Raw genomic sequence first — 13,989 nt, 5'->3', positions numbered from 1 at the left:
CGATCTGTCGGTCGCCGACGCTCCGCGTCGACTCCCTCCTCCGCCTTGCAATCCACGGCACCAGCCGACCCGGGCTCTCCGACCCTGATCCACCGGACACCCCCTAGTCCTCGGCGGCCGCCACGTCCCGCAGCAGTTGGGTGAAGGCCGCCTCGTCGACGACCGGAGTGCCGAAGGACTTCGCCTTGACCGTCTTCGAGGTCGCCGAGTCGGGGTCGTTCGTCACCAGGAGGCTGGTGAGCCGCGACACACTCGTCGCGATGTGCAGGCCCGCCTCCACCGCGCGGTCCTCCAGCAGCTCCCGGTCGACCGAGGTGTCACCGGAGAAGGCGATCCGCATGCCCTGCTTCAGCGGCTTGCCGTCCTGGAAGCGCCCCGGGTTCGGGTGCGGGCACGGCGGCCGCTTGCGCGAGGGCCGCCAGCTGCCGCCCCGGTACGAGGCCTGGTAGCCCACGCGCGGTGTGACGGGGGAGTCCGACCACTCGGTCAGCGGCCGGCACTCCAGCAGCGGCAGCCGTACGCCGTCCCGCGCGGCCGCGTGCAGCGACGGACGGAAGGCCTCGGCCAGCACCCGGGCGTCGTCGAGCGCGTGGTGGGCGCGCTGCTGGACCACGCCGAAGTGCGCGGCGAGCGACTCCAGCTTGTGGTTGGGCAGCGGGAGGTTCAGTTCCTTCGACAGGGCGATGGTGCACAGCCGCTGACGGACGGGCGCGGTCCCGGCGGCCCGCGCGTACTCCCGGGCGATCATCTGCCAGTCGAAGATGGCGTTGTGCGCGACCAGCACCCGGTCCGCGAGCCGGCCGGCGAACTCCTCGGCGACGTCCTTGAAGAGCGGCGCGTCCTGGAGCATGTCGCTGGTCAGACCGTGGATCCACACCGGTCCCGGGTCCCGCTGCGGATTGACCAGGGTGTACCAGTGGTCTTCCACGTTGCCCTGGGCGTCGAGCCGGTAGACGGCGGCGGAGACTATCCGGTCGTCGCGAGCGAGCCCGGTGGTCTCCACGTCGACGACCGCGTACCCCTGTGGGTACGCGGTCGGCCACATCGTCTCTGCGGTCGTACGGTCGTCGAGCATGGTCACAGAGGATATCGGCCCCGACTGACAGCCGTGGCCCCGATGTCCCTGCGGCCCTCCCCGCCGGGCTCCCCGCCGGGCTCCCCGCCGGGTCCCCCGCGGAGCTCAGCCCAGCGCGGCGACGAGGTCGCCCGCCGCCAGCTGTTCGAGGCCGCAGCCGTCAACGGGCCCCGGCAGCAAGCTGTATACGGCGCCGCTCGCACCGGCCGGCGCGACCTCGCCGTCCACCAGCGCGAGGAAGGCCGACCGCCCCGAGGCCGCGGTGGCCGCGAGGGCCTCGACCTTGGCCGAGGGCAGCAGGGCGTCCGGGTCGCGCAGCCCGACCAGCCGGGCCGCGAAGGCCGCGGTGTCCTCGTCCGCCCGCCGCCGGTAGGTCCACAGCTCGTCGGGGTCGCTGGGCCGGGGCGTGCGCCGCAGGACGGCCACCTCGGGGCAGCGGGCGGCCGCGTGCCAGCCGGCCAGCTCCCACAAGGTGGTGCGGCCGGTGGAGAAGTACTGGAACAGGTCGCGCCCGACGCGGGCCAGATCGTCGCTGTGCGCCGACACGCTGTGGAAGCCCTCGTCGTCCGGCAGGTGGACGTCGGTCCACAGGAAGCCGCGCCGTTCCAGGTCGACGATCAGCGGCACGTGGATCCGGGAGTTGCCGACCAGGTCGTACTTCTGGCGGACCGTCCGCGGGTCGTAGCGGGAGGTGCGCCCGGTGCGGCCGGGCAGGGCCATGAACCCGGCGAAGGCGTCGGGCAGCAGCTCGAAGGGGATGTTGTTGAAGCTGAAGACGACCGGCATGGCGAAGCGCACGCCCCGGTCGGCGAGGGCGTCCAGGTCGATGTCCACGTACTCGCTCGCCCCGTGCGGCGCGGGCGCCGAGACGAGGTCGCCGGAGTGGACCACGGCGCCCCGGCCGTACACGAGGTTCGTGTAGTCGCACAGGCCCGTGTAGTTCCAGTCGGAGTCGAACAGCACCACGGACAGGTCCAGGTCCACCCGCTTCCTCGGCGGTTCCATCCAGTGCAGGAACATTCGCAGCACCTCGCCGTCGGGCAGCGCCTGGAAGCTGCCCTTGGGGACGGTGACCAGGGCCTTGGCCGCCGCCCGCTCGGTGGCCGGGACATGGAGGTGGGCCAGGCGCGAGTCGAGGACCGCGATGTCGTACGGGGCCGCCGCGGCGAGCCGGCGCAGCACCTCACCCTCGAACAGCCCGGACACCGAGCGGGTCACCGCCTCGGCCAGCGGCGCCCGGTCCTCGTCCCGGGTGAAGGAGTGCGCGACCTGCCCGCGCGGGAAGAACACCCGCCGGGTGCCCGGGAGATGGCGGATCCGCAGCCGCCCGAGCGCGGACAGCAGGGGCCCCGGACCGGCCTTCGGGAGCCGCTGCTCCAGCACCTCGGCCACCTGCGGGGGCAGGGTTTGCGCCGCGTAGAGCCGCAGCAGGTGGTCGAGGCGGCGGACGAGTTCGCCCGGCCGCTCGGCCAGTACGGCGAGGGCCTGGTCGGGGTCGCCGCCGCGCAGGGCCTCCTCGGCGCGTCCCTTCCAGGTGGCCGCCCGGATCCGGTCGCCGTCGACGCGTACCGCGTCCGGGTGCGCGGCGGCGGTGGCGAGCAGCGCCGCGCCCAGGGCGGTGCCCGTGACCGGGGTGGAGCGCAGCACGGCGAAGGCGAGCGCGGCGCGCTGGTGACGGGCGTACCGCTCGAAGGGGTGCAGGATCTCGGCGGCCCGCTTCCAGGGGTCCGGGTGGCGCAGCACGTCCTCGACCAGCAGCGCCGGATCGAGCGCGCCCAGGACGGCGAGCAGTTCGCGCCGCAGCGCACGGGGCAGCGAGCGCATCCGCGGGGGCTCCAGCAGGTTCGCCTCCCCGCCGGACCATACGGCGAGCAGCCGCAGCACGTCGGTGGCGGTGGTGAGCCGCCCGGGCAGCAGGGCCCGTACGGCCTCCCGGGTGCGGCGCTCGTGCAGCAGGGTGCCCAGGACCAGGGCCTTGGTCTCCCGCACCGGTATGTCGTCCGGGAGCCAGCCGAGATCCGCGGGCGCGTGGGCGAGGAGGACCCGGGCCTCCTCGGTGTCCTGCGGGGAGAGCGGGGTCCGGCGGGCGAGGAGCTTGCCGAGCGCGGCGGCGGAGCCGGCCGCGCGGTCGGTGCCGAAGCACAGCAGCCGCACCGGGCCCGCGTACCCGTCGCCCGCGTACCTGTCACCCGCGCCGCCCGTGTCGCCGGCGTCGGCCGCGGTGGCGGGGCGCAGGAACGGGTCGGCCGGGTCCACGCGGCAGTTGCAGATCGGGCAGCCCGTGTAGTCGGCGCCGTCCCAGCAGGTCCGGCACACCAGATGGGCGCACGGCGCGACGGCGTGGACGCTGCCGACGGTCGCGCACAGGACGCACGGCTGGTCCGGCCACTGCGTGAGCAGGGTGAAGACGCGGTCGACCCACAGCCCGTAGGTGTCGTCGGGCACGGAGGCGGGGAAGGAGCGGAACAGCGGCATGTGCGTGCGGTCGGCGCCCAGCAGGACGTCGATGTCGCGGACCAGCTGGGTGCCCGCGCGGGCCAGTCCGGTGGGGCCCAGCCAGGCGAGCGCGGCCCGCAGGGGCGCCGTCAGGACGTGGCCCCGGTCGAGGAGTTCGGCCTCCAGGGCCGTCAGGCCCGCGGCTGTCGGCGGATCGCCCGGGCGAGGCCCGGCCTGGTCGACGTAGACGGTGTGCAGACGGCGCAACAGGACGGTCGACAGCTCGGGCAAAGGGGGGATTCCTCCGGAACCGGAAAGGGGAGTCGTGGCGGGGGCGGAGAGGGGACGCGCTACGGGTTTCAGTGAAGGTGAGAAGGAAGCACGTCGCGGAGCCGCCCCCGCGCAGCAGATACAACCACGGGGCCCGGACCCGCGCACCCGATTTACCGCGGCGGCGCGGACGGCGACAGAAGGGCCTGTACGAGGGCCCGTACGGACAGCAGGAAGAGCCGTTCCGGATCGGCCGGGCGGGCCAGGGCGCGGGCGAGCGCCGGGTCGTGGGGGGCGGCGGCCGGGTCCCAGAGCTCGCTCTCGGCGGGGGACTGGGCGGGGGAGCGTTCGCGGTTGCGCTCCACGAGCAGGAAGCCGACGATCTGGAACTGGACGGCGCGCACCGCGTCGGCCGCCCGGGCCCCGCGCAGTCCGGCGGCGTGCACCTCGTGGACGAGCGCCTGCTGGGCGGGCAGGAACATCCGCTCGGTGAGCCCGCGTTCGTGGACCATCGCGATCAGGTGCGGGCGCGCGCGCAGCTCGCGGCGCAGCACGCGGGCCACCGACAGGATCCGCTCGGCGGGGGTGCGTCCGGCCCCGGGGGTCCCCCCGGACGCGGTCTGGGGCAGGATCGCGCCCATCTCCTCGACCGTCCGCTCTACGAGGGCGTCCAGCAGTGATTCGCGGTTGCCGACGTGCCAGTAGATGGAGGTCACCGCGGTCCCCAGCTCGGCGGCGAGCTTGCGCATCGTGAGGGCGGCCGGCCCGTGCTGTTTGACCAGGGACGCGGCGGCGTCCAGGACCTCCGTACGGGTCAGCGTGGATCTGCTCATGTCGGCGGCCACCCATCTGTCGGTCCGTCAGTTCTGGTGTGTGCAGGGGTCTTTACCCTTCATCGGTGGCGGTGTAACTGTGTTACAGAACCGACTCTGCTCAAGGCGAGGATGGTGCGATACATGGCACGCGTACGGTACGGAGCGCGCACCGAGGCCGAGATCGCGGCGGCGCGCGAGAAGAGCTCCAAACTCCCCGACATCTGGTCCACCGGTGTCGTCGCCGTCTGGGAGAGCGACCCGGACGTGGTGGCGGCGGTCCTGCCGCCCCCGCTCAAGCCCGCCGAACGGCCCCTGGTGCGGGCCAACATCAGCAAGGTGGACCTGCCCGGCTACCCCCTCGGCGCCGGCTCGGTGGCCGTCGCCGCCCAGCACGGCGGGGTCGAGGGCTGGTACCCGCTGGTCATGCCGATGACCCTGGAGCGCGCCCTGACCGGCGGCCGCGAGGTCTTCGGCGAGCCGAAGAAGCTGGGCGAGGTCACCGTCGAGCGCGACGGTCTGGTCGTCCGGGCCGCCCTCGCCCGGCACGGCATCGCCTTCGTGGAGGTGCGCGGGGCGGTGGACCGCGCGCTGCCGCTGCCCGAACCCGCCCAGAAGACCGACTTCTACTTCAAGTTCCTGCCGGCCGTGGACGGTTCGGGCTTCGACGCCGATCCGGTCCTCGTGCACTGCACCCGCAACGAGAAGGTCCGCAAGCTGGAGCACATCACCGGGGACGTCGTCCTGCGGGAGTCGATGTTCGACCCGGTCGCCGACCTGCCCGTGCGCCGGATCGTGGAGATCACCATCGGTGAGAAGACCACCGACCAGAAGGGCAAGGTCGTCGAACGGGTCAGCGCCCAGGCCCTGCTCCCGTACATCCACCAGCGCTACGACGACCCGATGCAGATCCTCGACGGCCCGCCCGAGGGGAGTGTGTGACATGCGGCTCGAACCAGGACAGGTGGCCGTGGTCACCGGCGCCGCCAGCGGCATCGGCCTCGCGATGGCCCGCCGCTTCGCCGCCGAGGGGCTGAAGGTCGTCCTCGCCGACGTGGAGGAGGGCGCCCTGCGCAAAGCCGCCGGGGAACTCTCCGCGGAGGGGGCGCAGGTCCTCGCCCGGACCGTCGACGTCAGCGAGCGCGACTCCGTGGTCTGCCTCGCCGACGCGGCGTACGAGACCTTCGGCGCCGTGCACGTGCTGTGCAACAACGCGGGCGTCGGCTCCGGCGCCGAGGGCCGCATGTGGCAGCACGAGCCGAACGACTGGCAGTGGGCCTTCTCCGTCAACGTGTGGGGCGTCTTCCACGGCATCCAGGCCTTCGTCCCCCGCATGATCGAGGCCGGCGGCCCGGGCCACGTCGTCAACACCTCCTCCGGCGACGGCGGCATCGCCCCGCTGCCGACCGCCTCCGTGTACGCCGTCACCAAGGCGGCCGTGGTCACCATGACCGAGTCGCTGTACGCCCACCTCAGGGCGGAGGGCGCCGCCGTCGGGGCCTCCGTCCTCTTCCCCGGACCGCACATGCTGCGCACGGGGCTGTGGGAGTCGCACCGCAACCGGCCCGAGCGCTACGCGAAGCAGCGGCCGCGCAGGACCCCGTACCGCAGCCTCGACCAGTACGAGGCGGCGATGCGCGAGGCGGGGCACGAGGTCGAGTTCACCCCCGTCGAGGAGGTCGCCGAGCACGTGGTCGACGGCATCCGCGCCGACCGCTTCTGGATGCTCCCCGCGAGCGAGCACAGCGACCGGCAGATCCGGGCCCGGTCGCAGTCGATGCTCGACCGGTCCAACCCCGCCTACCTGGAAAGCTTCATCCTCGACTGAGGGGTCTGACGTGAGCGAGACGCACGAAGCACTGTACGGAGCACCGCACGAAGCACCGCGCGAAGGACCAGCCGAAGACCGGTACGAGGACCCGTACCTGATCATCTCCTCGGACTGCCACGCGGGCCTGCCCACGGAGCGGTACCGGCCCTACCTGGACTCCCGCTTCCACCCCCAGTTCGACGAGTTCCTCGGCGAGCGCGACGCCCGCCGGGCGGAGGCCACCCGGCTCGGCGTCCGCAACGAGGCCTTCGCCGAGAAGTGGTTCCACGACCACGAGGAGGGCCTCAAGGGCGGCTGGGACACGGCCCAGCGGCTGAAGGAGCTCGACGGCGACGGCGTGGCCGCCGAGGTCGTCTTCCCCGACGCGGACGCCGTCGACAGCCAGACCGCGGCCCCCTTCGGGGTGGGCCTGGGCCTCTCCGGCGACCAGGACCCGGAACTGGGCATGGCGGGCGCGCAGGCGCACAACCGCTGGCTGGCGGAGTTCGTTTCGCAGCATCCCGAGCGGCACTGCGGCGTCGCCCTGCTGCCCATCACGGGCGAGCCCCGCGCGGTCGTCGCGGAGATCCACCGGGCCAAGGAGTCCGGGCTGGGCGCGCTGATGATCCCCGCCATGTGGGTGGACAAGGCGCCTTACCACGACCGGCGTTACGACCCCGTCTGGGCGGCGGCGGCCGAGACGCGGATGCCGATCGTCACCCACTCGGGCTCCTCGCCGCGCCACGAGTACGGCGACCACCTGGGCATCTTCGTCTCCGAGGTCACCTGGTGGCCGGCCCGGCCGCTGTGGTTCCTGCTCTGGTCGGGGGTCTTCGAGCGGCACCCGGGCCTGAGGTTCGGCGTCGCCGAGTCGGGCTGCTGGTGGCTGCCCAACCAGCTGTGGTTCATGGACCGCCTCTACCTGGGCGCGCACGGCGGCAAGAAGCTCTCGCCGTTCGAGGAGCTCAAGCGGCCGCCGAGCGAGTACCTGGACCGGCAGGTGTTCGTCTGCGCGACGAACACCAAGCGCCGGGAACTGGCCCAGCGCTACGAGATCGGCGTGGACAACATCCTGTGGGGCTCGGACTTCCCGCACCCCGAGGGCACCTGGCCCGACACCCGCAACTGGCTGCGCAAGACCTTCCACGACATCCCGGTCGCCGAGACCCGCCGGATGCTGGGGCTCGCGGCGGCCGATGTCTTCGGCTTCGACACGCAGAAGCTCGCCCCGCTCGCCCGCCGGATCGGCCCCACCCCGGCCGAGCTGGGCCAGTCCCCGGACCAGGCCGCCGTCGAGGCCTCCTGGGCCCGATCCCGCGAGACGGGCCGGCACTGGCTGACGGGCGAGGACTTCCCGGTCCTGGGGGTGTCCGGATGACCGGCGCCCCGGACCGCTACACGGTCATCTCGGCGGACTGCCACGCGGGCGCCGACCTGCTGGACTACAAGCCGTACCTGGAGAAGCGGCACCACGAGGACTTCGACGCCTGGGCCGCCTCGTACGTGAACCCGTACGAGGACCTCCTCGCCGACACGGCTGACCGGAACTGGAACTCAGGGCGCCGGCTCGCAGAGCTGGAGGCCGACGGGATCGTCGCCGAGGTGCTCTTCCCGAACACCATCCCGCCGTTCTTCCCGAATGCCTCCCTGATGGCGCAGCCGCCTGGCCCGCAGGAGTACGAGCAGCGCTGGGCCGGCCTCCAGGCGCACAACCGCTGGCTGGCGGACTTCTGCGCCGACGCCCCGGGCCGACGGGCGGGCGTGGCCCAGATCCTGCTGAACGACGTGGACGCGGCGGTCCGCGAGATCCGCCGCACCAAGGAGGCGGGCCTCACGGGCGGCATCCTCCTGCCGGGAGCCCCGCCCGGCTCGGGGATCCCCGAGCTCTACTCGGCGGTGTACGACCCCATCTGGGCGGTCTGCGACGAGCTGGACGTGCCGGTCAACCACCACGGCGGCTCGGCGTCGCCCCCGCTGGGCGACGAACCGGCCGCGCGGGCCGTTTTCATGGTGGAGACGACCTGGTTCTCGCACCGCGCCCTGTGGCACCTCGTCTTCGGCGGGGCCTTCCGCCGCCACCCGGGGCTCAAGCTGGTGCTGACGGAGCAGGGCTCCGGCTGGATCCCGGGCGTGCTGGAGATGCTGGACTACTACCACGGCCGCCTGGTGGCGGCTTCGGCCACGGCCGAGTCCAAGTTCGGGGCGGGCCTGGCCGAGGCGATGGGCAAGGGCCCGAGCGAGGTCTGGCGGGACAACTGCTTCGTGGGCGCGAGCTTCATGCGGCCCCACGAGGTCCCGCTCCGGGAGCGGATCGGCCTCGACAAGATCATGTGGGGCAGCGACTACCCCCACGACGAGGGCACCACCCCCTTCTCCCGCGAAGGCCTGCGCATCGCCTACGCGGGCCTGCCGAGGGAGGAGGTCGCCGCGATGGTCGGCGGCAACGCGGCCCGGGTCTACGGCTTCGACCTGCCCCTGCTGGACGCGGTGGCCGCGAAGTGCGGCCCCCGCGTCGCGGAGATCGCCGAACCCCTGACGCGGATCCCGCCGGAGGCCACGAGCCCGGCCTTCGCCCGGGGCGGCTCGGTCCGCGTCTGGTGACGCGCCTCCGCCGGGGCGGATCACGGCAGGCAGGTGATCCGCGCCGGCGGGACGCGCCCGCGCAGCGCACCGGAGGCCGCACCCGGCACCCGTAGGAGAACCGTCGCGGAACCCGTCGTCCCCGGCCCTCCCGCCAGCCCTCGCCCCGGCCCGCGCAGCAGCTCGCGAACCCGCGGTAACCCCGATGGATACCGATCGGTAACAACCTCTAGCGGTGCCCCCGGAGGCGCCTCTATGGTGCGGTCATGCCGAACCTGCCCGATGTCGTGCTGTGGTCCATACCGGCCTTCGTGCTGCTCACCGTCCTGGAGATGGTGAGCTACCGGCTCCGTCCCGACGAGGACGCCGCCGGGTACGACACCAGGGACGCGGTCACGAGCGTCACCATGGGGATCGGCAGCATCGGCTTCGACCTGCTGTGGAAGATCCCGGTCGTCGCGGTCTTCACCGCGGTCTACGAACTCACCCCGCTGCGGGTGCCGTTCCTGTGGTGGACCGCCCTGCTGATGCTGCTCGCCCAGGACTTCCTCTACTACTGGCAGCACCGGCTCCACCACGTCATCCGGATCCTGTGGGCCTGCCACGTGGTCCACCACAGCAGCCGGCGGTTCAACCTCACCACCGCGCTGCGCCAGCCCTGGACCAGCGCCACCACCTGGTGGTTCTACCTGCCGATGGTGGCCCTCGGCGTGCACCCCGCGGCGATCCCCTTCTGCTACGGGATCAACCTCCTGTACCAGTTCTGGGTCCACACCGAGCGCATCGGGAAGCTGCCCCGCGCCTACGAGTACGTCTTCAACACCCCCTCCCACCACCGCGTCCACCACGCCTCCCAAGGCGGATACCTGGACCGCAACTTCGGCGGGATCCTGATCGTCTGGGACCGGATGTTCGGCTCCTGGGTGGGGGAGACGGAGCGGCCCGTCTACGGGCTCACCAAGAACATCGACACCCACAACCCGCTGCGCGTGGCCACCCACGAGTACGCAGCCATCGCCCGGGACGTACGCGCCGCCGCGAACTGGCGCGAGCGGGCCGGACGGGTCTTCGCGGGCCCCGGCTGGCAGCCCCCGGCCGCCGCCGCGGCCCCGGTCCCGGCTGCGGCTGCCGCGCCCACCCCGGCGGCGGCGCCCGCCCCGGCCCCGGCTGCGACACCGGCTCCGGCCGCCACCGCGGCCGCGCCCACCGTCCCGGCCCAGGCCGCCGCTCCCGCTCCTGCGGCCGCGCCCACCGTCCCGGCCCAGGCCGCCGCTCCCGCTCCTGCGGCCGCGCCCACCGTCCCCGCCCCGGCCGCCGCGCCCGCCGCCGATGCCCTGCCGCCCGTACGGGAGACCACCGCGTGAGCACCGCGACGCCCGCCGACCGACCCGCCCCCGCCTGGGCCGCCCCCCGCGCGCCCGCCGGCGGCGAACGCCTCGCCCGGGCCGCCCTCGTGGCCTTCGCCCTGGCCGCCGCCGCCGACCTCGGGTCCCTGCTGGCCGACTGGCACCTCGGGCACGTCCTCGCCAAGCCCCTCCTGATGCCGCTGCTCGTCGCCCACGTGATCGCCCGCGGCGCCCCGCGCCTGCTGGTCGCCGCCCTGCTGTTCGGCTGGGGCGGGGACCTCGCGCTGCTCTTCGACGCCGAGGCCGCCTTCCTGATCGGCATGGGCTCCTTCGCCGCCGGGCACGTCTGCTACCTCGCGCTCTTCAGCAGGCACAGCCTCTTCGGCCGCCGCGGCACCAGCCCGCTGCTCGGCGCCGCGTACGCCCTCGCGCTGGTCGCCGCCGTCGCCCTGCTGTGGGGCGAGCTGCCGGCCGACCTGCGGATCCCCGTCGCCGGCTACAGCGTGCTGCTCACCGCGATGGCGCTGCGCTCCAGCGCCCTCGGCCTGCGGGCCGGAGCCGGCGGGGCGCTGTTCCTGCTCTCCGACATGCTCATCGCCACCGGGGTCGCCGAATGGCCCCAGTTGCCCCGTCCGGACTTCTGGATCATGGCCACCTACCTGGCCGCCCAGTACCTCCTGGCCACTGGCGTGACCACCCGGGAACCAGGCGTACGGTAGGACGGTCCTACAGGTCTTACAAGACCGAACGATCCCCGAGCCGGAGGACTGCACCACCATGCGCGCCACCGTCATCCACGCCCCGCACGACATCCGCGTGGAGGAGGTGCCCGACGCTGCGATCCAGCGCCCCGAGGACGCCGTCGTCCGCGTGCTGCGCGCCTGCATCTGCGGCAGCGACCTGTGGGCCTACCGCGGCGAGGCCGAGCGCCAGCCCGGCCAGCGCATCGGCCACGAGTTCCTCGGCATCGTCGAGGAGACCGGCTCCGCGGTGTCCGGCCTGCGCGCCGGCGACCTCGTCGTCGCCCCCTTCATGTGGTCCGACGGCACCTGCGACTACTGCTCCGAGGGCCTCTACACCTCCTGCGAGCACGGCGGCTTCTGGGGCTCGGTCGGCCACGACGGCGGCCAGGGCGAGGCCGTCCGCGTCCCGCACGCCGACGGCACCCTGGTGAAGCTGCCCGCCGCGGCCGTCTCCGACGACCACCTGCTCACCGGGCTGCTCGCGCTGTCCGACGTCATGGGCACCGGCCACCACGCGGCGCTCGGCGCGGGCGTCCGCAAGGGCTCCACGGTCGCCGTCGTCGGTGACGGCGCGGTCGGCCTGTGCGGGGTCCTCGCCGCCAAGCGCCTGGGCGCCGAGCGGATCATCGCACTGGGCCGCCACACCGTCCGTACGGACATAGCCAGGCTCTTCGGCGCCACCGACGTCGTCGCCGAGCGCGGGGAGGCCGCCGAGGCGGCCGTCCGCGAGCTCACCCGCGGCCAGGGCGCGCACGCCGTCATCGAGGCGGTCGGCACCGAGGTTTCCATGCGCACCGCCGTGAACATCACCCGCGACGGCGGGACCGTCGGCTACGTCGGCGTCCCGCACGGCAGCGGCACCGGACTCGACCTCGGTGTCATGTTCGACCGCAACATCACCCTGCGCGGCGGTGTGGCCCCGGTCCGCGCCTACATCCCGGAGCTGCTGGAGGACATCCTCAGCGGCGCCATCGACCCGGCTCCCGTCTTCGACCGGGCCGTGTCCCTCGAAGAGGTCCCCGACGGCTACCGCGCGATGGACGACCGCAGCGCGCTCAAGGTGCTGATCAAGCCCTGACGCCGGACGGCCGGGAGGGCCGGGCGGGGGTCACCCCCGCCCGGCCCTCCCGCGTTCGTACCGGGTGTTACTTCACGGCCTTGAGCGCGTCGACCACGCCGTGCCCGTAGTAGCCGGTCTGGCCCCACTTGCTCGCGCAGGTGGCGGCGTCTATCAGGGCGCCGGTGGCGTCGTAGATCTGGCTCGGGCAGTCCGCCTTGGTGGCCTGGCCCTTGAGCATGGCCTGGATCTGCGCCGGCCTGGCCGAGGGGTGCGCGCTCTTGAGCAGCGCGGCGACGCCCGCGACGTGCGGGGCGGCCATCGAGGTGCCCTGCTTGTAGCCGTAGCCGCCGGGGACGGTCGACAGCACGCGGCCGTTGGCGTCCGGGGTGGCGGGGACCTGCCACTTGTCGCCGCCGGGGGCGGCGACGTCCACGACTCCGAGGCCGTAGCTGGAGTAGTACGACCGAAGGCCCTGGTCACCGGTCGCCGACACCGTGACCACGCCCGGGAGCTGCGTGGGCAGGTCCAGGCAGACCTTGGGGTCGATGGTGCGCGGGCCCGGGGTGGTGTCGTTCGGGCTGGAGTCGTCCAGGATCGAGTCCGCGGCAAGGTCGTGGTTGGAGTTGCCGGCCGAGGCCACGTGGAGCGTGCCCTGGCGCTCGGCGTACTTGGTGGCCCGTCCGATGGCCTCCACCAGCGCCTTCTGGTCGTCGTCCGACTTGCAGTTGTAGAGCCAGGGGTCGACGTAATAGCTGTTGTTCGTCACCTCGATCCCCTTCTCGGCGGCGAACATGAAGCCGCAGACGACTGCCTCGGTGTAGAAGAGGCTCGTCCCGGGCTCGCTCACCTTGATGCCCGCGATCTTCACGCCGGGCGCGACACCGCTGATGCCGACGCCGTTGCGCGGGGCGGCGATGGTGCCGGCCACGTGCGTGCCGTGGTCGCTGCCGTCGGCGTACGGGCGCCAGGCGCCCTCGGTGGTGTCCGCGACACCGCCGACGCAGTTGGCGGACTGCTCCTTGGAGAAGTTCGCGGCGAGGTCGGGGTGGGTGTCGTCGACACCCGTGTCGATGATGCCCACGGTGACGTCCGGGCTGCCATCGTTGATCTTGTGAGCCTGATCGGCCTTGATCGTCCGCAGGTCCCACTGGTTGGACTCCAGGGGCTCCTGACCCTCCTGGGCGGCGGCCGCCGCCTTGGCGGCGTCTGCCTCGCTGAGCCGCTGCGTGGCACCCTCGTCGGTGGTCTGCACGGTCTGCAGGGGGGCCGTACGGGTGGCGCCCACGGACACGAACAGGCTGCGCTGCGCTCGCAGCTGCTTGGCGAAGTCCGGGTTCTGGGAGTGTGCGACGACGACCCCGATCTGCTCATAGGCCGTCACCACCGTTCCACCGGCCCGCTCGATGGCCTTCTTCGCCTGCTTCACCGTGCCGTACGCGGTCAGGTTCGCCACATACGACAGCTTGGGCCCGGTGGTGTCGGCCTTGGAGGCCGTCGCCGCGTCCGCCGTGCTGCCCAGCGGGGCGGCGGAGGCCGCGACCGAAGGCAGGAAGGCGAGCGAGGCGGTGAGCGCCAGGCCGACCGGAACGGCGAGTCGCCGGCGGCCGGATCCCAGATGAGCCATGGGTTCTCCACATCATCTTCGAAAAAGCCGTCCGGACGTGGTCACGGCGGACGGGTTCATGACAGGTGGAACCTAGTGCCGGCGTTCCCCTCTGCGCCATCAGTTCGAGAAATCAGTCCCTAAAGAAACAGCGGGTGTTGAACCGTCCCGACACGCCGACCGTGCCGTTGACAGGGGGGCTCAGCACCATCCGGCCCCCCACACGGAGGTTGTTTTGTCCGTCGTCCCCACCG

Annotated in this window: 11 protein-coding genes; 7 read left to right on the top strand and 4 right to left on the bottom strand. The window is 73.0% G+C overall.

The annotated features are described in order from the left end of the window. Nucleotides 1-103 precede the first annotated feature (103 nt). From AB0D94_RS29105 to AB0D94_RS29095, 3 genes are all read right to left on the bottom strand, one after another. Entirely contained in the window at nucleotides 104-1,081 is a 978-nt protein-coding gene (locus AB0D94_RS29105) for a DEDDh family exonuclease (RefSeq protein WP_362057501.1), read from the bottom strand. Nucleotides 1,082-1,180: 99 nt separating this feature from the next. Then, the gene (locus tag AB0D94_RS29100; protein ID WP_362057498.1) at nucleotides 1,181-3,802 is read right to left on the bottom strand and encodes an MXAN_6230/SCO0854 family RING domain-containing protein; all 2,622 of its coding nucleotides are present in this window, start codon (nucleotides 3,800-3,802) and stop codon (nucleotides 1,181-1,183) included. A 152-nt stretch (nucleotides 3,803-3,954) separates the two neighbouring features. Next, entirely contained in the window at nucleotides 3,955-4,614 is a 660-nt protein-coding gene (locus tag AB0D94_RS29095) for a TetR/AcrR family transcriptional regulator (protein WP_362057495.1), read from the bottom strand. Nucleotides 4,615-4,737: 123 nt separating this feature from the next. Here AB0D94_RS29095 and AB0D94_RS29090 point away from each other — a divergent pair, with 123 nt between their 5' ends. The 7 genes from AB0D94_RS29090 (at nucleotide 4,738) to AB0D94_RS29060 (ending at nucleotide 12,150) form a co-directional block, all read left to right on the top strand. After that, nucleotides 4,738-5,535, top strand: a complete 798-nt coding sequence (locus tag AB0D94_RS29090) for an acetoacetate decarboxylase family protein (RefSeq protein WP_362057492.1) — start codon at nucleotides 4,738-4,740, stop codon at nucleotides 5,533-5,535. 1 nt (nucleotide 5,536) lies between these two features. Continuing rightward, entirely contained in the window at nucleotides 5,537-6,421 is an 885-nt protein-coding gene (locus AB0D94_RS29085) for an SDR family NAD(P)-dependent oxidoreductase (RefSeq protein ID WP_362057489.1), read from the top strand. A gap of 31 nt (nucleotides 6,422-6,452) precedes the next feature. Beyond that, a complete protein-coding gene (locus AB0D94_RS29080) occupies nucleotides 6,453-7,781 on the top strand; it encodes an amidohydrolase family protein (RefSeq protein WP_362057512.1) in 1,329 nt (442 codons plus the stop codon). Beyond that, complete coding sequence (locus AB0D94_RS29075) at nucleotides 7,778-9,004, top strand: amidohydrolase family protein (RefSeq protein WP_362057486.1); 1,227 nt, start codon at nucleotides 7,778-7,780, stop codon at nucleotides 9,002-9,004. Before AB0D94_RS29080 ends, AB0D94_RS29075 begins: the two co-directional genes overlap by 4 nt. Before the next feature lie 245 nt (nucleotides 9,005-9,249). After that, nucleotides 9,250-10,347: a sterol desaturase family protein gene (locus AB0D94_RS29070; protein WP_362057483.1), complete on the top strand. Its 1,098-nt coding sequence runs from the start codon at nucleotides 9,250-9,252 to the stop codon at nucleotides 10,345-10,347. An 89-nt stretch (nucleotides 10,348-10,436) separates the two neighbouring features. After that, nucleotides 10,437-11,048, top strand: a complete 612-nt coding sequence (locus tag AB0D94_RS29065; protein ID WP_362057510.1) for a lysoplasmalogenase — start codon at nucleotides 10,437-10,439, stop codon at nucleotides 11,046-11,048. A gap of 58 nt (nucleotides 11,049-11,106) precedes the next feature. Next, nucleotides 11,107-12,150 (top strand): zinc-dependent alcohol dehydrogenase family protein, encoded by a 1,044-nt coding sequence (locus AB0D94_RS29060; protein WP_362057480.1) that lies wholly within the window; start codon nucleotides 11,107-11,109, stop codon nucleotides 12,148-12,150. Nucleotides 12,151-12,217: 67 nt separating this feature from the next. Here the strand turns inward: AB0D94_RS29060 and AB0D94_RS29055 are convergent, their stop codons facing one another. Further along, nucleotides 12,218-13,756, bottom strand: coding sequence for a S8 family serine peptidase (locus AB0D94_RS29055; RefSeq protein WP_362057476.1), 1,539 nt, complete (start codon nucleotides 13,754-13,756; stop codon nucleotides 12,218-12,220). Between the last annotated feature and the right edge of the window lie 233 nt (nucleotides 13,757-13,989).

It is taken from the genome of Streptomyces sp. NPDC048255, assembly GCF_040652415.1.
GTDB lineage: Bacteria > Actinomycetota > Actinomycetes > Streptomycetales > Streptomycetaceae > Streptomyces.
The sequence above is the reverse complement of the archived record's forward strand: the minus strand, read 5'-3'. Positions and strand labels throughout refer to the sequence as shown.

Coding starts and splice junctions, on each gene's coding strand:
- AB0D94_RS29055 (WP_362057476.1), bottom strand. CDS start 13,756: ATGGCTCATCTGGGATCCGGCCGCCGGCGACTCGCCGTTCCGGTCGGC.
- AB0D94_RS29095 (WP_362057495.1), bottom strand. CDS start 4,614: ATGAGCAGATCCACGCTGACCCGTACGGAGGTCCTGGACGCCGCCGCG.
- AB0D94_RS29075 (WP_362057486.1), top strand. CDS start 7,778: ATGACCGGCGCCCCGGACCGCTACACGGTCATCTCGGCGGACTGCCAC.
- AB0D94_RS29090 (WP_362057492.1), top strand. CDS start 4,738: ATGGCACGCGTACGGTACGGAGCGCGCACCGAGGCCGAGATCGCGGCG.
- AB0D94_RS29070 (WP_362057483.1), top strand. CDS start 9,250: ATGCCGAACCTGCCCGATGTCGTGCTGTGGTCCATACCGGCCTTCGTG.
- AB0D94_RS29085 (WP_362057489.1), top strand. CDS start 5,537: ATGCGGCTCGAACCAGGACAGGTGGCCGTGGTCACCGGCGCCGCCAGC.
- AB0D94_RS29060 (WP_362057480.1), top strand. CDS start 11,107: ATGCGCGCCACCGTCATCCACGCCCCGCACGACATCCGCGTGGAGGAG.